The sequence below is a fragment of the Polaromonas sp. P4_F6 genome (assembly GCF_056401275.1).
This window is the reverse complement of the sequence record NZ_JBFUJQ010000003.1, coordinates 216,274-234,607: the sequence shown is the minus strand read 5'-3', so window position 1 is coordinate 234,607 and position 18,334 is coordinate 216,274. Positions and strand designations below refer to the sequence as shown.

23 protein-coding genes are annotated in these 18,334 nt (G+C 65.8%); 11 read left to right on the top strand and 12 right to left on the bottom strand.

Features of this window, described 5'->3' with window-relative positions:
* Positions 1-3: 3 nt before the first annotated feature.
* Complete coding sequence (locus AC1DUN_RS10560) at positions 4-471, bottom strand: Lrp/AsnC family transcriptional regulator (protein WP_477664191.1); 468 nt, start codon at positions 469-471, stop codon at positions 4-6.
* A gap of 144 nt (positions 472-615) precedes the next feature.
* Between AC1DUN_RS10560 and AC1DUN_RS10555 the strand changes: the two genes are divergently transcribed.
* Positions 616-840, top strand: coding sequence for a DUF6356 family protein (locus tag AC1DUN_RS10555; RefSeq protein ID WP_477713898.1), 225 nt, complete (start codon positions 616-618; stop codon positions 838-840).
* A 69-nt stretch (positions 841-909) separates the two neighbouring features.
* On the opposite strand, the gene AC1DUN_RS10550 is transcribed toward AC1DUN_RS10555, so the two are convergent.
* The 4 genes from AC1DUN_RS10550 to AC1DUN_RS10535 all read right to left on the bottom strand — a co-directional run bounded on the left by AC1DUN_RS10550 (position 910) and on the right by AC1DUN_RS10535 (position 3,448).
* Entirely contained in the window at positions 910-1,440 is a 531-nt protein-coding gene (locus tag AC1DUN_RS10550; RefSeq protein WP_477713897.1) for a GNAT family N-acetyltransferase, read from the bottom strand.
* 5 nt (positions 1,441-1,445) lie between these two features.
* Positions 1,446-2,039, bottom strand: a complete 594-nt coding sequence (locus AC1DUN_RS10545) for a helix-turn-helix domain-containing protein (protein ID WP_477713896.1) — start codon at positions 2,037-2,039, stop codon at positions 1,446-1,448.
* Between the two features lie 207 nt (positions 2,040-2,246).
* Positions 2,247-3,065, bottom strand: a complete 819-nt coding sequence (locus AC1DUN_RS10540; protein ID WP_477713895.1) for a class I SAM-dependent methyltransferase — start codon at positions 3,063-3,065, stop codon at positions 2,247-2,249.
* 50 nt (positions 3,066-3,115) lie between these two features.
* Positions 3,116-3,448 carry a GNAT family N-acetyltransferase gene (locus AC1DUN_RS10535; protein ID WP_477713894.1) on the bottom strand — a complete coding sequence of 111 codons (333 nt, stop codon included), beginning with the start codon at positions 3,446-3,448 and terminating at the stop codon, positions 3,116-3,118.
* Between the two features lie 173 nt (positions 3,449-3,621).
* Between AC1DUN_RS10535 and AC1DUN_RS10530 the strand changes: the two genes are divergently transcribed.
* Positions 3,622-4,314, top strand: a complete 693-nt coding sequence (locus tag AC1DUN_RS10530) for a helix-turn-helix transcriptional regulator (protein WP_477701137.1) — start codon at positions 3,622-3,624, stop codon at positions 4,312-4,314.
* Positions 4,315-4,337: 23 nt separating this feature from the next.
* Here AC1DUN_RS10530 and AC1DUN_RS10525 read toward each other — a convergent pair whose 3' ends face one another.
* Genes AC1DUN_RS10525 through lplT form a run of 3 tightly spaced genes read right to left on the bottom strand, consistent with a single transcriptional unit; the run spans position 4,338 to position 7,088 of the window.
* A complete protein-coding gene (locus AC1DUN_RS10525) occupies positions 4,338-4,823 on the bottom strand; it encodes a glutathione peroxidase (protein WP_477664183.1) in 486 nt (161 codons plus the stop codon).
* 49 nt (positions 4,824-4,872) lie between these two features.
* Complete coding sequence (locus tag AC1DUN_RS10520) at positions 4,873-5,808, bottom strand: DMT family transporter (RefSeq protein WP_477713893.1); 936 nt, start codon at positions 5,806-5,808, stop codon at positions 4,873-4,875.
* Positions 5,808-7,088 carry a lysophospholipid transporter LplT gene (lplT, locus tag AC1DUN_RS10515; RefSeq protein WP_477713892.1) on the bottom strand — a complete coding sequence of 427 codons (1,281 nt, stop codon included), beginning with the start codon at positions 7,086-7,088 and terminating at the stop codon, positions 5,808-5,810. The genes AC1DUN_RS10520 and lplT overlap by 1 nt, the downstream gene beginning before the upstream one ends.
* Before the next feature lie 188 nt (positions 7,089-7,276).
* Here lplT and alr point away from each other — a divergent pair, with 188 nt between their 5' ends.
* The 3 genes from alr to AC1DUN_RS10500 are packed head-to-tail and all read left to right on the top strand — an operon-like array spanning position 7,277 to position 9,333.
* Positions 7,277-8,371, top strand: coding sequence for an alanine racemase (gene alr / locus AC1DUN_RS10510; RefSeq protein ID WP_477713891.1), 1,095 nt, complete (start codon positions 7,277-7,279; stop codon positions 8,369-8,371).
* Between the two features lie 25 nt (positions 8,372-8,396).
* Positions 8,397-8,858 carry an RDD family protein gene (locus AC1DUN_RS10505; protein ID WP_477713890.1) on the top strand — a complete coding sequence of 154 codons (462 nt, stop codon included), beginning with the start codon at positions 8,397-8,399 and terminating at the stop codon, positions 8,856-8,858.
* A gap of 10 nt (positions 8,859-8,868) precedes the next feature.
* Positions 8,869-9,333 carry an N-acetyltransferase family protein gene (locus AC1DUN_RS10500; RefSeq protein ID WP_477713889.1) on the top strand — a complete coding sequence of 155 codons (465 nt, stop codon included), beginning with the start codon at positions 8,869-8,871 and terminating at the stop codon, positions 9,331-9,333.
* A 13-nt stretch (positions 9,334-9,346) separates the two neighbouring features.
* Here AC1DUN_RS10500 and AC1DUN_RS10495 read toward each other — a convergent pair whose 3' ends face one another.
* From AC1DUN_RS10495 to AC1DUN_RS10485, 3 genes are all read right to left on the bottom strand, one after another.
* Complete coding sequence (locus AC1DUN_RS10495) at positions 9,347-10,240, bottom strand: NAD(P)-dependent oxidoreductase (protein ID WP_477713888.1); 894 nt, start codon at positions 10,238-10,240, stop codon at positions 9,347-9,349.
* A 47-nt stretch (positions 10,241-10,287) separates the two neighbouring features.
* The gene (locus AC1DUN_RS10490) at positions 10,288-11,262 is read right to left on the bottom strand and encodes a 2-dehydropantoate 2-reductase (RefSeq protein WP_477713887.1); all 975 of its coding nucleotides are present in this window, start codon (positions 11,260-11,262) and stop codon (positions 10,288-10,290) included.
* Positions 11,263-11,341: 79 nt separating this feature from the next.
* Positions 11,342-12,328: a Bug family tripartite tricarboxylate transporter substrate binding protein gene (locus AC1DUN_RS10485; RefSeq protein ID WP_007873854.1), complete on the bottom strand. Its 987-nt coding sequence runs from the start codon at positions 12,326-12,328 to the stop codon at positions 11,342-11,344.
* 195 nt (positions 12,329-12,523) lie between these two features.
* On the opposite strand from AC1DUN_RS10485, the gene radA reads away from it, so the two are divergent.
* The 6 genes from radA to waaF all read left to right on the top strand — a co-directional run bounded on the left by radA (position 12,524) and on the right by waaF (position 17,421).
* The gene (gene radA, locus AC1DUN_RS10480; RefSeq protein ID WP_477713886.1) at positions 12,524-13,903 is read left to right on the top strand and encodes a DNA repair protein RadA; all 1,380 of its coding nucleotides are present in this window, start codon (positions 12,524-12,526) and stop codon (positions 13,901-13,903) included.
* Between the two features lie 20 nt (positions 13,904-13,923).
* On the top strand, positions 13,924-14,712 hold the full coding sequence (locus AC1DUN_RS10475; RefSeq protein WP_477713885.1) for a metallophosphoesterase family protein: 789 nt from the start codon (positions 13,924-13,926) through the stop codon (positions 14,710-14,712).
* A gap of 54 nt (positions 14,713-14,766) precedes the next feature.
* Positions 14,767-15,180, top strand: coding sequence for a glycerate kinase (locus AC1DUN_RS10470; RefSeq protein ID WP_477713884.1), 414 nt, complete (start codon positions 14,767-14,769; stop codon positions 15,178-15,180).
* 82 nt (positions 15,181-15,262) lie between these two features.
* The gene (locus AC1DUN_RS10465; RefSeq protein WP_007873858.1) at positions 15,263-16,201 is read left to right on the top strand and encodes a branched-chain amino acid transaminase; all 939 of its coding nucleotides are present in this window, start codon (positions 15,263-15,265) and stop codon (positions 16,199-16,201) included.
* A gap of 7 nt (positions 16,202-16,208) precedes the next feature.
* On the top strand, positions 16,209-16,418 hold the full coding sequence (locus AC1DUN_RS10460) for a zinc-finger domain-containing protein (protein ID WP_007873859.1): 210 nt from the start codon (positions 16,209-16,211) through the stop codon (positions 16,416-16,418).
* Positions 16,405-17,421 (top strand): lipopolysaccharide heptosyltransferase II, encoded by a 1,017-nt coding sequence (waaF, locus tag AC1DUN_RS10455; protein ID WP_477713883.1) that lies wholly within the window; start codon positions 16,405-16,407, stop codon positions 17,419-17,421. Before AC1DUN_RS10460 ends, waaF begins: the two co-directional genes overlap by 14 nt.
* Here the strand turns inward: waaF and AC1DUN_RS10450 are convergent.
* Entirely contained in the window at positions 17,418-18,041 is a 624-nt protein-coding gene (locus AC1DUN_RS10450) for a carboxymuconolactone decarboxylase family protein (protein WP_477713882.1), read from the bottom strand. The two genes, waaF and AC1DUN_RS10450, sit on opposite strands and share 4 nt — an antisense overlap.
* Between the last annotated feature and the right edge of the window lie 293 nt (positions 18,042-18,334).

Below are 18,334 nucleotides of genomic sequence, written 5' to 3'. Positions count from 1 at the left end.
CCCTCAGGCCGGCAGCGCGTAATCCGTGGGGAGGGCGGTGGTGTGCTTGACCACCTCCATCACAAAGCCCGAACTCACGTCCTGCAGTTCGGCGACCTTGATCAGGCGTTTGTACACGCTGTCGTAACCGGCAATGTCGGGCACGACGACCTTCAGCAGGTAGTCGATATCGCCCGTCATCCGGTAGACCTCCACCACCTCGCGGATGGCGACGATGCCTTTGATGAAGCGCTGGGTCCATGCGTCGTTGTGCAGGCTGGCACGGATGCTCACAAAAGCCGTCAGGCCCAGATTGAGCTTGACTGGGTCGCACAAGGTGACCTGCTGTTTGATCACGCCTTCGTCGCGCAGCTTCTGGATTCGCCGCCAGCAAGGTGTCGGCGACAGACTGACGGCGTGGGCCAGCTCATTGAGCCCCATCGAAGCATCGTCTTGCAACAGCTCCAGGATCCGGATATCTTTTTTGTCCATGTGGCCAGATTATTAGAAAATAATTCTAATTATGGAAGGATTTCTAGCCGAACTTGCAACTTATTTTCCGATCCGCAGGCCTATGATTCCTGGCAGGCATTGATGCAAACGGGGCGCAAACCCCGAAAACCGACGGATACGACCATGGAAAAAATTCTCCAGCTGTTCAAGGAACACCCTGACTCCGTAGGGGAGAGCTATTTCGAGCACATGTCGGCTTCCTTTTCATTTGCCGTGCCGCTGCTGTCGGCCGCCGTCGCCGCGTTCATCCACGGCGTGTTCCCCTTCTTCTTCGTCAGGACGGGAAGCCGCATCGTCACACGCCTGCATGAGCGCATGGTGGTTCATCGCGCCGCTAAAAAAGCCTGAGAACAGCGGCGCACGCGCCGCGGGGCTTGCGCCTGCCGCCGGCACGCCAACAGCCCACAACAACTTCCGTCAGGCCAGCTCGCGGTAAAACACCGTTGTGCCCACCAGCCCGCCGCGCGGCAGCAGCGCGTAGCCGGGAATCACGCCGACGCGCTGCCAGCCCAGGCGCTGGTACAGGCGCTCGCCGTTGTCGCCGGTCACGGTGTCCAGCACCAGCAGCGTCTTGCCGCAGTCGCGCGCCATGGATTCGGCGGCCCGCATCAAGGCCTCGCCCAGGCCCTGGCGGCGGCAGCGGCGGTGCACCAGCATCTTGGCCAGGTCGGCGCGGTGCGGCTGGTTCTCGGGCTGGGCCAGCACCAATTGCACCGTGCCGCAAATGCCTTGGCCATCCTCGGCCACCAGCAGCGCGCGGTCGCCCGCCGCCACGCCTTCGGCCACGCCGCGCCAGAAGGTTTCAGCGCGGTCGCGCGGCAGCGGGTGCATAAAACTCACCGAGGCGTCGCCTTCCACGCAGTCGATCAGCACACCGGCGAGTTCGTTGATCTGCGCCTCATTCACTTCATGCAGGCGCCGCAGCGACCAAAGTGGGGTGTTCGTCATGGTGTTCATGCGGGTTCAGTGGCGATCACCACCGCATAGCGCGCGGGTTTTCGCGTGGGGTTGTGGAACATCGTGGGGCGGTCCAGCTGCATGGCCAGGCAGTCGCCTTCGCGCAGCGCGTGGCGTGCCTCGCCCACGGTGATGTCGATCGCGCCTTCGAGCACCCACACCTGCTGGTGCACACGCGCGTCGCGCGCGCCGGTCTCAAAGGCCACGCGCCCGCCCGGCGGGAAATGCACTTCGACGATCTGCATGGGCTGCGGCACGCCGGGCGGCGAGATGTTGCGCCGCACATAGCCCGAGGCCGGGTCCTGCCACTGCACTTGGTCCGCATGGCGCGCAACAGGGCTGATGGGGCTGGCGGGTGCCTGGGCGGCGGGTGCGTCAAACAGCGAAGCCAGCATCACGCCCAGGCCGGTGGCCAGGCGCTCCAGCACAACGGCTGTGGGGCTGCTCTCGCCGCGCTCTATCAATGAGATCATGGAACGGCTTACGCCGCTTTTCGCGGCCAGCGCTTCCAGCGACAGGCTTTTGGCGGCGCGCAACTCACGCACGCGTTCGGCGATGCGCTGGTTCAGGTCGGAGGGAATTTCTGTCATGATGGAATTTATTTTCCATCATATTGGAAATACTGTCCAGCGCCTCAACGGCTGCGGCGTGGAAATGGCGCGGCTCAGGCGCCTATGCTGTCCTCGTTGTCCCAGAGGTGGCGGTAAAAGGCAGCCAGCATCCATCTGGGTGCGGCCGAACAGGCGGCCATCCGCCTCGAACGGCTTGCCAGGGCGCGGCACGCACAGTTCGCGCGCTCAGTTTTCAATGGTGACAACATGCGCCTGGATTTTGCCGTCCACCGGCCCGCGTCCGAAGCGCCGGGCAATCGCTTCCGCCGCAACGTCGGTGGCTTCCAGAAGCCGCGAAGCGTCGCGCGTTTCGATCTCGTTTCGCAGCGGCGTGCCCTGGCAGTAGGCGATCGCTGGAACCCGGGCAGATTCCGCCCGGCTTCGCGCTGCAACCGTGCTGATTTGAGGTGGCGCCATAAATCCGCCGTTTGCAAGATCTTGCTCGATGCTCCGGTGCTCGTAATAGCCGTGCGGCGTGCGGGCCAGGAAGCGCGGCGGGTCTTGAGGAAAGACGGATTCCAGCGCCGTGATCACGGTGTCGGCGAATTCGTTTTCCTCAATCCGGTCCCATACATTAAAAATGAAAATACCTCCCGGCCTGAGCACCCGGCGTGTTTCTGCAAACGCTTTTGACCTTTCGGGGAAGAACATGGCTCCGAATTGGCACACCACCGCGTCAAAACTCGCGTCCGGAAAAGGCAGTTGCATGGCATCTGCCTGCCGCCACTCCACCGGGCGCACGGTCCCAACCGCAGAGGCCTGGTCCAGCATCGACTGATTCAAATCCGTGGCCACGATGGAGACCCTTTCGGGCAGCACGCTTGTCAACGCGCGCGTCACGACACCGGTGCCGGCCGCGATCTCGAGAACACGCGTCAAAGGCCTCGACGCAAGCCGCGCCACCAGATCTGCCGCGTAGGGCTCGAAGATCAGCGGAACCAGATACGTTTCATAGAGCTTAGGAATCGAGCCGCTGAAGACTTTATCGCCGTTGGGATTGCTCATGGTATTTGCCCCCGCTTCGGCATCATTGTGCGCCAACGCTTATCGGCAGCTCAGACGGGCTTGATGCGCACCACGGGCCGCTGCGGCTTGCGGCGCGCGACCTCTTCAAAGCCGGCGTCGTCGTACATGGACTTGGCGCCGAACCACATGGTGTCGTCCTGGGCGCGGCCGGGCTTGTCCACCGGGTAGGCCTCCAGCAGCGTCACGCCCTGTTTTTTGGCGTAGGCAATCGCCCCGTCCAGCAGCGCCCGCGCGACGCCCTGGCCGCGATGCTCCGCGGGCACGACAAAACAGATGATGGACCAGACGGGCTTGTCATCGACCGGCTTCATCACCGGTGAGCGCTGGAGCTTTGCGTAGTCCTCGCGCGGCCCCAGCGACACCCAGCCGACTCATTTATACGGGTATGGAAGTTCCACGAAACACCACGATGTCTCCTCAGTTTGTCGGAGGGCAATACGCGCGCAGATGGATGCCTGCACTATAGCCGCGCATCGCGTATGTTGGCCATTTCGACACGCGTTAAGCTGCGGTCATTCAAATCACTCAACACACCATGCGCCGCGCCGACCGCCTTTTCCATCTAGTCCAGCTGATTCGCGGCCGCCGCCTGAGCACGGCGGAATTCCTGGCCAAGCGGCTGGAGGTGTCTGAGCGCACCATTTACCGCGATGTGGCCGACCTGCAGCACCAGGGGGTGCCGATTGAAGGCGAGGCCGGTGTGGGTTACCGGCTGGGCGCGGGCTTTGACCTGCCGCCGCTGATGTTCACGCAAAAGGAAGCCAATGCACTGGCCGCCTCGGTGCGCCTGGCCCAGGCCTGGCTGGACCCGGCCATGGCGGGCGATGCGGAGGCGGCCTGGAGCAAGATTTTTTCGGTGCTGCCGCCCACGGCGCGTGCGGCGGCCGAAGGTGTGCCGCTGTATGCGGTGGTGATCAATCCCGATGAAGCCACGCAGCGCAGCCTGCAGCTGCTGCGCGAGGCGGTGCATGCGCGCTGCAAGGTGGATGTGCGTTACCTCGATGCGGCCGGGCGCGAAAGCCGGCGCGTGCTCTGGCCGCTGGGCTGTTTTTACTGGGGCAGCGTCTGGACGCTGGGCGCCTGGTGCGAGACCCGGCAGGACTTTCGCAGCTTTCGCGTGGACCGCATGGCAGAGATCGACGTGCTGGACGAGCGCGTGGGCCACGAGGCGGGCCGCACGCTGGCGGATTATTTGCGCACCGTCAAAGCCGGCCCCAAGCCTCCTTGAGTTACACGCAGGGCGGCTCTGCCTCAGGCGGCTAGTGCGGCCTCGATATCCTTGGCCAGGTCGGCCGGTTTGTCGGTGGGCGCGTAGCGCCGGATCACCTTGCCGTCCTTGCCGACCAGGAATTTGGTGAAGTTCCATTTGATGGATTTGCTGCCCAGCAGGCCGGGCGCCTCGGCCGACAGCCATTTGTAGAGCGGATGCGCGGCCGGGCCGTTGACATCGATCTTGGACATCATGGGAAAGCTCACGCCGTAGTTGACCTGGCAGAAAGACTCGATCTCGCCGTCGGCGCCCGGGTCCTGCGAGCCGAACTGGTTGCAGGGAAAACCCAGCACCGCCAGGCCCTTGCCGGCGTATTGCTTGTGCAGCTCTTCGAGGCCGCCGAACTGCGGCGTGAAGCCGCACTTGCTGGCGGTGTTGACGATCAGCATGACCTTGCCCTTGAACCCGGCCAGCGAGATGTCCTGGCCGTTGATCTGGCGTGCTTCGAAATCGTAGACGGTGCTCATGGGGGTGTCTCCTGGTGCGGTTGTTGCCGGCGCCGTCCCGGTTGCCGGTTTACCGCGATTCTGCACCGCCCGGCGCGGTTTGGGCAGACGCCGATGGCGCCATGGCCGCCAGCAGCGCGGCCAGCACGATCAGGCTGCCGCCCAGCAGGATGCGCGGCGTGAGCTCGGCGGCGCCCAGCGCGGCCGAGGACAGGCTGGCGAACAGGATTTCGGTCAGCATCACGATGGCCGTGGTGCCGGCGGCCAGGCGCGCCGCGCCGTACTGCAGGCAGGCGTTGCTGGCCATGAAAGCCAGCGCCAGCCCCAGCGCCACCGGAATGCCCGCCAGCGCCAAAGCCGGCGCGGGCACCGCGGCTTGCGACATGCCGACCAATGCGGCGCAAGCCGCCATCAGGCCGCTGCCGCCGAACATGGCCAGCATGCGCGATTCACCGAGCGTGTGCCTGGATTTGCGCAGCATGGCGTTGGTCAGCGCGAAGCTGAAGCCGCCCATGATGGCCAGCCAGTCGGCCCCGCCTTGCGGCACGGGCCAGGGGGAGTCGGGCGTCTTGAGCACAATCAATACGCCGGCCATGGCCAGCAGCAGGCGCAGCAGCGAGGCCGGCGTGGGTTTTTCGCCCAGCATGGCCCAGGCCACCAGCACCGACCAGGCCGGCATCAGGTAGAACAGCAGCACCACACGCACCACGTCGCCGACGGTCACGGCCCAGTTGAAGCCGACATTGGTCAGGCCCGCGCCCGCCGCCAGGAGCCACAGCTGCGGATGCGCGGCAAAGCCGCGCCAGGCTTTCGGCATCAAGACCAGCAGCCCGGCCACCACAATCGCATAGACCAGCGCCGTGGTCCACAGCGGGTGCAGGCCCAGGCTTTGCAGCTGGCGCAGCGGCCACCAGGACACGCCCCAGACGAAGGCATTGAATGTAAGAGCCAGCACGGCTTTGGGCGTGCCGCTGCGCACGGCGGCGCCTGTTGCGTCGGCCGCCATCAGTGCGATTTATCGCTGCGGGCGATGCTCAGCAGGTGGTCGACCTGTTCCTTGTGTTTGACAAGGTTGTGCTGGTGCCAGCGCTGGATCAGCCACATAAAGCCGGCCACCACGATGCCGAAGGCGGTGATGGCGCCGAAGGCCGACAGGCCCATGCCGGTGGACAGGCTGTAGAAAGCGCCCAGGCTCAGGATGCAGGCCTGTTCGTTGAAGTTCTGCACCGCGATGGAGCGGCCCGCGCCCATCAGGTTGTGGCCGCGGTGCTGCAGCAGCGCGTTCATGGGCACCACCAGGAAGCCGCCCAGGCCGCCCAGCAGGATCAGGAAGGGGGCGGCCACCCAGACGCTGCCGATGAAATTCATCAGCACGACCAGCAGGCCCATGGCAATGCCCAGCGGCATCACGCTGGTGGCCTGGTCCAGCCGCATGCGCATGGAGGCCATCACGGCGCCCACGGCCGTGCCTATGGCCACCACGCCGACCAGCGAGGAGGCCTGCGAGGTGCTGTAGCCCAGGGCCGCGGCGCTCCAGGCCAGCACGATGTAGCGCAGGTTGCCGGAAACGCCCCAGAACAAGGTGGTGGTGGACAGCGAGATCTGGCCCAGCTTGTCGCGCCACAGCGCCGAATTGCAGTTCCAGAAGTCGGGCAGCAGCTCGAGCTTGTTGCGCGGCATGGGCCGCATCTCGACGCCGGTGTCGGGGATGCGGGTGTTGAACCAGGCCGCGATGATGTACAGCAGGATCAGCACGGCGATCGCCGCTTCGGGCGCGGTGTCTATGCCGGTGTCGAAAACCGGGAAGTCAAACGACAGCAGCAGGCTGGACACCGTGTGGCCGACCAGCTGGCCGCCCAGCAGCACGCCCAGGATGATGGAGGAAATCGTCAGCCCCTCGATCCAGCCGTTGGCCTTGACGAGCTGCGAGGCCGGCAGCAGTTCGGTGAGGATGCCGTATTTGGCCGGCGAATAAGCGGCGGCGCCCAGCCCGACGATGGCGTAGGCCAGCAGCGGGTGCGAGCCGAACAGCATCATGAGGCAGCCGATGACCTTGATGGCATTGCTCACGAACATCACGTTGCCCTTGGGCCGCGCGTCGGCGAAAGCGCCCACAAAAGGCGCCAACACCACGTAAAACAAGGCAAACATGGGCACCAGCGCCGCCGGCTGCCACTTGGGCGCCCCGCTGGTCTTGAGCAGCTCCACGGCGGCCACAAACAGCGCGTTATCAGCCAGCGAGCTGAAAAACTGGGCCGCCATGATGGTGTAAAAACCGCGCTTCATTAAACTGTTGTGGTCATTGCGGCACTGCATCAGCCGATCTGATGCTGCAAGATATGGATGAATGTCTCCGGACGATTCCGGTTTATAGCATGGGGGGCGGTGTCAGAATGCAGAAAGCCCTTAGAACCGGTTCACCGCATCAACCGGGCCGCTGAGGCCGCCGCCCGCACCAACTTCTTCTTTGCACCATGCCACGTCCCATTCTTGCCACCATCCACACCGCGGCGCTTGCCCACAACCTGGGCGTTGCGCGCGCCGCCGCGCCCGACGCCAAGGTCTGGGCCGTCGTCAAGGCCAACGCCTACGGGCACGGCATAGAACGCGTCTTCGACGCGCTGCGCAGCGCCGACGGTTTCGCGCTGCTGGACCTGGCCGAGGCCCAGCGCCTGCGCGCGCTCGACTGGCGCGGCCCCATCCTGCTGCTGGAGGGTTGCTTTGACGCGCGCGACCTGGAGCTGTGCTCGCGCCTGGGCCTGTGGCACTCGATCCATTGCAATGAGCAAATCGACATGCTGGCCGCCCACAAGACGCAGCTGCCGCACCGCGTGTTCCTCAAGATGAACTCGGGCATGAACCGCCTGGGCTTTCCGCCTGAGCGCTACCGCGCCGCCTGGACGCGCCTCAATGCGCTGCCGCAGGTCGAGGAGATCACGCTGATGACGCACTTCTCCGACGCCGACGGCCCCAAGGGCATCAGCGCGGCGCTGCAAGCCTTCGATGCCGTCACGCACGACCTGCCCGGCGAGCGCACGCTGAGCAACAGCGCCGCCACGCTGCGCCACCGCGACGTACTGGCCGGCCGCTCCGACTGGGTGCGGCCCGGCATCCTGGTCTACGGGAGCGCGCCCGACTTCCCCGAACACACGGCGGCCGGCTGGGGCTTGCAGCCCACCATGACGCTGTCGTCAAAAATCATCGGCGTGCAGGACCTCAAGGCCGGCGACACCGTGGGTTATGGCTCAAGCTTTACCGCCGACGGCCCGCTGCGCATAGGCATCGTGGCCTGCGGCTACGCCGACGGCTACCCGCGCCACTGCAGCACCGGCACGCCCGTGCTGGTGAACGGCGTGCGCACCCGCATGGTGGGCCGCGTCAGCATGGACATGATCACGGTGGACCTCACGCCCGTGCCCGCCGCGGGCATGGGCAGCGAAGTCACCCTGTGGGGCCGCGCTGGAGGCGGCGCCGAGCTGTCCATCGACGAAGTCGCGCAGGCCGGCGCCACCGTGGGCTATGAATTGATGTGCGCGCTCGCGCAGCGCGTGCCCGTACAGGTCGAATGAAAAACCTCTCCAACTGGAGTTTTCCATGGCATCGGAAGAACTGGAATACGCGGGTTTCTGGATCCGCGTCTGGGCGTCCATCATCGACACCCTGCTGCTGGGCATCGTGGTGTACCCGCTGCTGACGGCGATTTACGGCGATGCCTACTGGGCGGGCACGAGCTTCGTCCACGGCCCCCTGGATTTCCTGATCTCCTGGGTGCTGCCCGCGGCGGCGGTGATCGCGTTCTGGGTGGCGCGCCAGGCCACGCCCGGAAAGATGGCGATTGCCGCGCGCATAGTTGACGCCAACACCGGCCACAACCCGAGCACCGGCCAGCTGCTGATCCGCTACCTCGGTTACTTTGTTTCCTGCATCCCGCTGGGCCTGGGCATTTTCTGGGTGGCTTTTGACGCGCGCAAGCAGGGCTGGCACGACAAGATGGCCGGCACGGTGGTGGTGCGCAAAAAATCCGGAACCACCCGGTCCGTGGAATTGAATGCCTGATCGATCACCCATGACTTCCGCTGTCACCATCCGTCCCGTCTGCAAAGCGGACTTCACCGCCTGGCTCCCGCTCTGGGCCGGCTACAACCGCTTTTACGGCCGCTCCGGCCCGACCGCGCTGGCTGATGAGATCACCGCCATGACCTGGTCGCGGTTTTTTGATGCCTATGAGCCGGTGCATGCGCTGGTCGCCGAAACGGGGAATGGCGAGCTTGTCGGCCTCACGCACTACCTGTATCACCGCAGCAGCACCCGCATTGTTCCGGTCTGCTACCTGCAGGATTTGTTCACTGCCGAATCGGTGCGCGGCCGCGGCGTCGGCAAGGCCTTGATCGAGGCCGTCTATGAACAAGCCAGGGCGGCGGGCTGCGACCGGGTGTACTGGCAAACCCACGAAACCAACACCACGGCCATGCGGCTGTACGACCAGGTGGCCGAAAAATCCGGCTTTGTGGTGTACGCCAAGGCCTTGTAGCGGGCTGCGCTCTTTACTGCGGCGTGATCTTCGCGCCGGTCAGCTTTTCCTGCGCCTTCACCAGCGCCGGAACAAACTCCTTGCCGTAGCCCAGCGCGCTGGCGGTCACCAGGCTCTGGTGCACGGCCTCGCCGACCAGGGACGGCACTTTCATGAGTTCGGCCAGGTGGGTGTAGTAGCGCAAGTCCTTGCGCGCGTTGTCGAGCTCGAACTTGAGGCCGGCGAAATCGCCGCCCAGGGTTTTGGCCATGGCCTGGAACAGGCCCGAGTTCACCGCGCCGGCGGACACCACGTCGACCAGTTTTTGCGGCTCAATGCCGGCCAGCGCGCCCACGGCAAAGGCTTCGGCCGTGGCCGTGCAGATGGCCTGGGCAACGAAGTTGTTGAGCAGCTTGACCACATGGCCGGCGCTGGGGCCGCCCACGTGGAAGATGTTTTCGCAGTAAGCCGCCAGCACCGGGCGGATCTTGTCGAACACCGCCTGCTCGGCGCCCACCATGGTGTTGAGCTTGCCGAGCTCGGCCTCCACCGGCGTGCGCGCCAGCGGCGCATCGACCAGGATGGCGCCATGCTGCGCGCACAAAGCGGCCAGGCGGCGCGTGGACTCGGGCTCGCTGGTCGAGGTGTCGATCACGACCAGGCCGGCCCTGGCCTTGGACAGCACGCCGTTGGGGCCCAGCAAGGTTTCTTCTACCTGGGGCGAGCCGGTCACGCAAATCACGACGGCGTCGCAGGTGCCGAGTTCGGCCGGGCCGAACGCCTGTTTGGCGCCGGCGGCCAGCAGGTCGGCTACGCGCTCCCTGTTGCGGTGCACGGTCAGGCTGAGGGTGAAGCCTTTGGCCAGCAGGTTGCGCGCGATGCCGTGGCCCATCATGCCCGATGCGCCTATGACGCCTATGTGTTTCATGTTGTCTCCTGGAAAAAGGGGGGGTGAATGGAATGAAGCGGCGGGCCTCAGTACAGGCCCTTGACCCGCGCCTGCAGCCGCGCCAGGCCCAGCAGGGCGTTGGTAGAGGGCGTGGGCACGGCCGTCAACTGGCCCAGTTCGCGCACGGCGCTCACCAGTGCGTCGAGCTCGACAGGCTTGCCGGCCTCCACGTCCTGCAGCATGGAGGTCTTGAAGGCGCCCAGCTTGCGGGTGATGACATGGCGCTCCTCGGGGGTCTGGTGGATGGGGATGCCTATGCGCGCGCCGATTTCCTTGGCCTCCAGCATGATGCTGTGGGTAAAGGCCGTCACCAGTTCGTCGTCGAGCACGCGGTCCATGGTCGCGCCGGTCAGGGCGCTGATCGGGTTGGCCGTCATATTGCCCCAGAGCTTGAACCAGATGTCTTTCTGGATCTGGTCCGACACCGGGGCCTCGAAGCCGGCTTTTTCGAGCAGCGCGGCCAGTTGCAGCACGCGGGCGGTCTTCTCGCCCGAAGGCTCGCCAATGATGAGTTTGTTGCCGAAGTGGTGGTGCACCTGGCCGGGCTCGTCGAGCGAGCAGCTCGCATGCACCACACAGCCCACGATGTGCCGCGCCGGAATCGCCTCGGCGATCTCGCCCGCTGGGTCCACCGAGCTGAGGCGCTGGCCGGCCMGCGCGCCGCCAAAGCCTTGCAAAAACCACCAGGGCACGCCGTTCATGGCGGTCAGCACCAGGGTGTCCGGGCCCAACAGCGGCGCGATCTGGCGCGCGACCTCAGGCAGCGAGGGCGCCTTGACGGCCAGCACCACCATGTCCTGCACGCCAAGCTCGGCCGGCCGGGCGCTGGAGGCCACGGCCTGCGAGCTGACCGTGCCGCCCTGGTTCAGCCTGAGGCCGTGCAGCTGCAAGGCCTCGAGCGTGCCGCCGCGCGCCACCACGCTGACGCTGCAGCCGACCCGTGCCAGCCCCATGCCTATCCAGCCGCCTATGGCGCCCGCGCCGTAAATACAAACCTTCATGCTGTTGCCCATGGTTCTCTTGATCACAACAAAACGGCCGCCCGGCGTAAAGGGCGGCACCTGCCCACTAGCGGGGGGCCTAGCCTTCCGGAGTAAAGCCCACGGCCTTGACCAGCGGGCCCCAGAGCTCGGTGTCGGCCTTGAGCATGGCGGCGAGCTGGGCCGGCGAGGTGGGCGCCGGCTCCAGGAAGGACACGGCCAGCCCGTCGATCACGTCCTGCGAGGCCAGCGCGCCGCGTATGCCGGCGTTCAGGCGCTGCACCACATCCTGCGGCGCCTTGGCCGGCAGGAAAAAGCCAAACCATTCGGTGAAGGCCATGTCCTTGAAGCCCTGCTCCACGAGCGTGGGCGTGTTGGGCGTGAAGCGGCTGCGTTTGGGGCCGCTGGTGGAAAGCAGGCGGCATTTGCCGGCCGCCACATGCTGGGTGAATTCGCCGGTGGGGCCCGACACGGCGGCGATCTGCCCGCCCACCATGTCGAGTACCGCGGGCTGGGTGCCGCGGAAGGCGACGTGGCGCAGGTCGACGTTGCCGGCACGGCCCAGCAGCGCGCCTATGAAGTGCGGCGAGGAGCCGGCCGCCGGCGAGCCGAAGTTGGCCTGGCCGGGGTTGGCCTTGCACCAGGCGAGGAAGTCGGGCACGGTCTTGACGCTGGCCGGCACCATGGGGCCGACGGCAAAGCCGTAGTCAAAAATCGCCGCGGCCGAGACCGGGGTCAGGTCCGCCACCGGGTCGTAGGGCAGCTTCTTGTAGGTGTGCGGGTAGATACCCAGCATGGACATGGGCGTGAGCAGCACCGTCGCGCCGTCGGGCGCGGCCGTCTTGACGAACTGCACGGCGATCTGGCCGCCCGCGCCGGTCTTGTTCTCGACCACCGCGCTTTTGGCATAGCCGGGGTGCAGCTTGTCGGCCACGCGGCGCGAGACGATGTCGGCGGTGCCGCCGGGCGCGAAGCCGGCGATGACCTTGGTGCTGTCAAGGGCCTGGGCCCAGGCCTGCCGGCCTATGCCGGCGAGCAGGGCGGCGGCGCTGGAAGACTGTATGAGCTGGCGGCGCGAGATGTTCATGGTGCGGTGTCCTCAAGAAGGCGATGGGAGTCGGGTCGGCGGGGAAATACACGAAAAGCAAAAAGCCATTGTCTGTGCAAGCGCGCAATTATGCTGAGCAGGCGGGACCAAGGCAGGCGGCCGGCTGGTTGGGCGGGCGCGACCTGCATCATGATCAAAACCCAAAACCTGGTTATTTGTACAGTAATATCGGGTATGGCCAAAGACAAGACGATTTACACCTGCAGCGAATGCGGCGGCAGCAGCCCCAAGTGGCTGGGCAAATGCCCGCACTGCAATGCCTGGAACACGCTGGTCGAATCGGCCGCCGAGAGCGGCGCGCCGGGCAAGAACCGCTACAGCAGCCAGTTCCAGTCGCTGGCCAAGGCCTCCGACGTGACCGCCCTGTCCGATATCGAAGCCACCGACATGGAGCGCACGCCCACCGGCCACGAAGAACTGGACCGCGTGCTGGGCGGCGGCATCGTGGAAGGCGGCGTGGTGCTGATAGGCGGCGACCCGGGCATCGGCAAATCGACGCTGCTGCTGCAGGCGCTTGATTCGCTGCAACGCGCCGGGCTCAACACCTTGTATGTCACCGGTGAAGAAAGCGGCGCGCAGGTCGCGCTGCGCTCGCGCCGGCTCGGGCTGGACGGTTCGCAGGTCAAGGTGCTGGCCGAGATCCAGCTTGAAAAAATCCTCGCCACGCTGGAAGCCACCCAGCCGGCGATCGCCGTCATCGACTCCATCCAGACCGTGTATTCCGACCAGCTGACTTCCGCGCCCGGCTCGGTCGCGCAGGTGCGCGAATGCGCGGCCCACCTCACGCGCGCCGCCAAGTCCAGCGGCGTGTGCATCGTGCTGGTGGGCCATGTGACCAAAGAGGGCGCGCTGGCCGGCCCGCGCGTGCTCGAGCACATGGTGGACACCGTGCTCTACTTTGAAGGCGACACGCATTCGAGCTTTCGCCTGGTGCGCGCCATCAAGAACCGCTTCGGTGCGGTCAACGAGATCGGCGTGTTCGCGATGACCGAAAAAGGCCTCAAGGGCGTGGCCAATCCGAGCGCCATCTTTTTGAGCCAGCACAGCGAACCGGTGCCCGGCAGCTGCGTGCTGGTCACGCTGGAAGGCACGCGCCCCATGCTGGTTGAAATCCAGGCGCTGGTCGACAACGGCGGGCCCAGCCCGCGGCGCCTCTCGGTGGGCCTGGACCGCGACCGCCTGGCCATGCTGCTGGCCGTGCTGCACCGCCATGCGGGCGTGGCCTGCATGGACCAGGACGTGTTTGTCAACGCCGTGGGCGGCGTGCGCATCAGCGAGCCGGCCGCCGACCTGTCCGTGATGCTGGCCATCACCTCGTCCCTGCGCGGCAAGCCGCTGCCCAAGGGTTTTATCGCCTTTGGCGAAGTGGGCCTGGCCGGCGAAGTGCGGCCGGCCCCGCGCGGCCAGGAGCGCCTGAAAGAAGCCGCCAAGCTGGGCTTCAGCGTGGCCGTGGTGCCCAAGGCCAACGCGCCCAAAAAGCCCATCGAGGGCCTGACCATCCACGCGGTGGAGCGGGTGGAAGAGGCAATGAACGTGGTGCGCGGCCTGGGTTGAGGCGTTGCACAATCAGTGGCATGAAACTCGCCGCCATCTCCGACATCCACGGCAACCTGCCGGCGCTTGAGGCCGTGCTGGCCGACATCGAAGGCCAGGGCGTGGACCAGGTGGTGAACCTCGGCGACATCCTCAGCGGGCCACTGCAGCCGGCCGAAACGGCTGATTTGCTGATGGCGCGCGGCTTTCCCACGATTCGCGGCAACCATGAACGGCAGGTGCTGGAGCTGATCGACCAGGGCCAGTACCTGGACCCCCTGGGCACCGACGGCTACACGGCGGCCCAGCTGGGTTCGGCGCACCTGGCGTGGATACGCTCACTGCCCGAAAGCCTGGCGCTGGCCGGCGGCGACATCCTGCTGTGCCACGGCACGCCGGCCAGCGACCTGATTTACTGGCTGGAAACCACCATTCCCGGCTTCGGCGCGGGCCACGCCACGGGCATACGCCCGGCCACGGCGGATGAAGTGCGCGAGCGCCTGGGCGCCACGGCGCAGTCCGGGCATACGCTGGTCCTGTGCGGCCACACCCATGTGCCGCGTTTGGCGCAGTGCGGCGACGTGCTCATCGTCAACCCCGGCAGCGTCGGGCTGCAGGCCTATGACGACGCCCACCCGCATCCGCACGTCGTGGAAAACGGCGCGCCGCACGCGCGTTATGCCATCGCCGAAAAAACCGGCGCGGGCTGGCGCGTCGATCTGCGCGCCGTGCCTTACGACCATCTGGCGCAGTCGCAGGTGGCGGCCAGCCGCGGGCGTAGCGACTGGGCGCATGCGCTGGCCACGGGCTGGGCGATGCGGGCGGCCTAGGGCCTACGCAGTCCCCGCAGCCGGCCGCCGGGCCGGGGCTGCGAAAATAGCGCCATGAACTTCCAGAAAATCCTTGTTCCCGTGGCCGGCGTCGCGGCCGTTGTGCTGGGCTACCGCTTTTACGGCTGGGCCGGTGTGGCCGCGGTGGCCGGCGGCCTGGTGATGTGGGTGCTGCTGCATTTCAGCCGCATGATGCAGATCCTCAAACGCGCGGCCAACCGCCCCATAGGGTATGTCGACAGCGCGGTCATGCTCAATGCCAAGCTCAAGCCCGGCATGACGCTGCTGCACGTCGTGGCGATGACGCGGGCGCTGGGCGAGCTGCTTTCGCCCAAGGATGAGCAGCCCGAGATTTTCCGCTGGGCCGATGCCGGCGAATCCAGCGTCACCTGCACCTTTGTGGGCGGCAAGCTGGCCCACCATGAGCTTTTCAGGCCCGCGCAGGACGCGGCGCCGCCCGCCCCGTAAAATCGCCAATTCAGGTTTTTCGGGCGGCGCCCCGCGCGCGCCCGGCTTCCCGCATCACCCCACATAGAACAGGATTCCCATCATGCCCCCAGTAGCACCCTCCATGGCAGACCGCGACGGCAAAATCTGGATGGACGGCCAGATGGTCGATTGGCGCGACGCCAAGATCCACGTGCTGAGCCACACCCTGCATTACGGCTGCGGCGCTTTTGAAGGCGTGCGCGCCTACAACGCGGCCGGCGGCACGGCGGTCTTCCGCCTTGAAGAGCACACCGAGCGCCTCTTCAACAGCGCCAAGATCCTGCGCATGAAGATTCCCTTCACCCAGGAAGAAGTCAACGAAGCCACCAAGGCCGTGGTGCGCGAGAACAAGCTGGAGTCCTGCTACATCCGCCCGCTGACCTGGATAGGCTCGCAAAAACTCGGCGTCAGCCCCAAGGGCAACCAGATCCACCTGATGGTCGCGGCCTGGGCCTGGGGCGCCTACCTCGGTGAAGAGGGCATGAAGCGCGGCATACGCGTGAAGACTTCGAGCTACACGCGCCACCACGTCAACATCACCATGACGCAGGCCAAGGCGGTGAGCAACTACACCAACTCCATCCTGGCCAATATGGAAGCGCTGGACGACGGCTACGACGAGGCGCTGCTGCTGGACGCCTCGGGCTTCGTCAGCGAAGGCGCGGGCGAGAACATTTTTGTGGTCAAGGGCGGCGTGGTCTACACACCCGACCTCTCGGCCGGCGCGCTCAACGGCATCACGCGCAACACTATCCTGCACATCTGCAAGGACCTGGGCCTGGAGCTGGTGCAAAAGCGCATCACGCGCGACGAGGTGTATATCTCGGACGAGGCCTTTTTCACCGGCACCGCCGCCGAAGTCACGCCGATCCGCGAACTCGACCGCATTGAAATCGGCGCCGGCTCGCGCGGCCCCATCACCGAAAAAATCCAGAGCGCCTTCTTTGACATCGTCAACGGCCGCAATCCCAAATACGCCCATTGGCTCGCCAAGGTTTGATACGCACATGAGTACTTCTTCTTCCGTTGAACTGCTGGCCTCCGACCTGAATGCGCAAGGCGGTGTCTACTGCCCCAGCCCCAAGGCCGACATGAAAATCTGGAACAGCCACCCCAAGGTCTACCTGGATGTGGCGCGCACCGGCGAAGCGAAATGCCCCTATTGCGGGACCGTCTACAAATTAAAAGACGGCGAGCATTTCGGTGGTGGCCACTAAAAACACCCTCGTCATCGCGCCGCAGTGGATAGGCGACGCGGTGATGACCGAGCCGTTGCTGCGCCGCTTGCATGCGCGCGGCGAGCGTCTCACGGTGGGGGCCTTGCCCTGGGTGGCACCGGTATACCGCGCCATGCCGCAGGTGGCCGAGGTCATCGAATTCCCTTTTGCGCACGGCGGCCTGCAGTTCCGCGAACGCCGCGCGATCGCCAAGCGCATTGAAGGCCGTTTCGACAAAGCCTATGTGTTGCCGAACTCGCTGAAAAGCGCGCTGCTGCCCTTCCTTGCCAGCATTCCCGAGCGCATCGGTTATTTCGGCGAAGCGCGCGTGGGCCTGCTCACGCACCGGCTCAAGAACCCCAAGAACAAACCGCCCATGGTGGCGTTTTATTCGGCCTTGAGCGGGGAGGGCGATCTCGACAAGGACAAACCGCGGCTGCAGATGGCGCCGGCTGAAATCGACCAGGCGCTGGCCGAACTGGGCTTGCGGCGCGGCGGTTACTACGTGTTTGCACCCGGCGCCGAATACGGGCCCGCCAAGCGCTGGCCGGCCCGCCATTTCTCGGAACTGGCCGCTCGGCTGGACTTGCCGGTGGTGCTGCTGGGTTCAGGCAAGGAAGCGGCGCTGTGCGAGGAAATCGCCGCGCCCGTGAATGCGGCGAAAGCCGGCCACTGCCTGAATTTCGCGGGCAAGACCTCGCTGGTGCAGGCGCTGTGCCTGATCGCCGCCTGTAAATCCACCATCAGCAACGACTCGGGCCTGATGCACGTGGCGGCGGCTTTCGGCGTGCCGCAGGTCGCGATTTTCGGTTCGTCCAGCCCGCTGCACACGCCGCCGCTGAGCGGCAAGGCCAGCGTGCTCTGGCTCAAGGCCGATGCGGCCTACCAGCCGCCGCTGGACTGCGCGCCCTGTTTTGAACGCGAATGCCCGCTGGGCCACACGCGCTGCCTGAACGACATCAGCGCCGACCGCGTGCTGGCGGCGCTGGCGCCAATTTCCTAGGCGGGGAAGGCGGACAGCGGCGCCACGCCCGGCTTGGCCTGCGTCGGCGTGCGCGCCACGTTCATCACCCAGCACACCATCACGAAGTAGCCGACCAGGCTCACCAACTCGACCACGCCCTGTTCGCCAAAGGTCTTGACGGCCGCGGCATAGGTCGCGTCGCTGCAGCCGTGCTGGCGCAGCACTTCAAAGCTCAGGTCCAGCGCGACGGCTTCGTCATCGGCCATGCCGCGCGGCTGGCGGCCGTCGGCGATCGCGTCGATGGTGGCCTGGGCCACGCCCGCGGCCACCGCCAGCGGCGCATGCATCAGCCATTCGAACTGGTTGGCCGTGTGGCGGGCCGCCACGCAGGTCGCGAGTTCGCGTATGCGCGCGTCCAGCGTGCTCTCAAAACGCAGGTAGGCGCCCACGTCGCCGACGCGGCCCATGAGCTGCGGGCTGCGCAGCAGCGGGATGAAGGGGCCGAACACCGCCTTGCGCGGCCCGGCGATGATGGCATCGGCGGCTTCGCGCTGCGCTGTAGACATGGCCTCGCGCGGCATCAGCGGCATGCGGTCCGCGGTGGACGGGAAAAAGCCCTGGGGGATGTTGGCGGGCTGGGGCGTGGCGGCGGTGCTCATGGCTTGCGGTCCTGTGCTGGGAAGGAGGCCCTAGGGTATCAAAGCCTGCGCTGCCTGGCAGCGGGGCAAAAAAAAGGCCACCTTGCGGTGGCCTGTTGAAAGTTCTCCTGGGTGGGAGAACGTCGTTGGGAGATCAAAAGAGTGCTTCACCGACGTCTGGTTTTTATTTCCCTGTTTCCCTCAAATTGCGGGTGTTGTGACAGCAACGCCCGCAACTGTCGGTGATCGCGCAGGGTTTGACCATTCTCCAAATAGAGGAGACGGCGGGAATTTCAGCCGAATCGTCGCAAGTT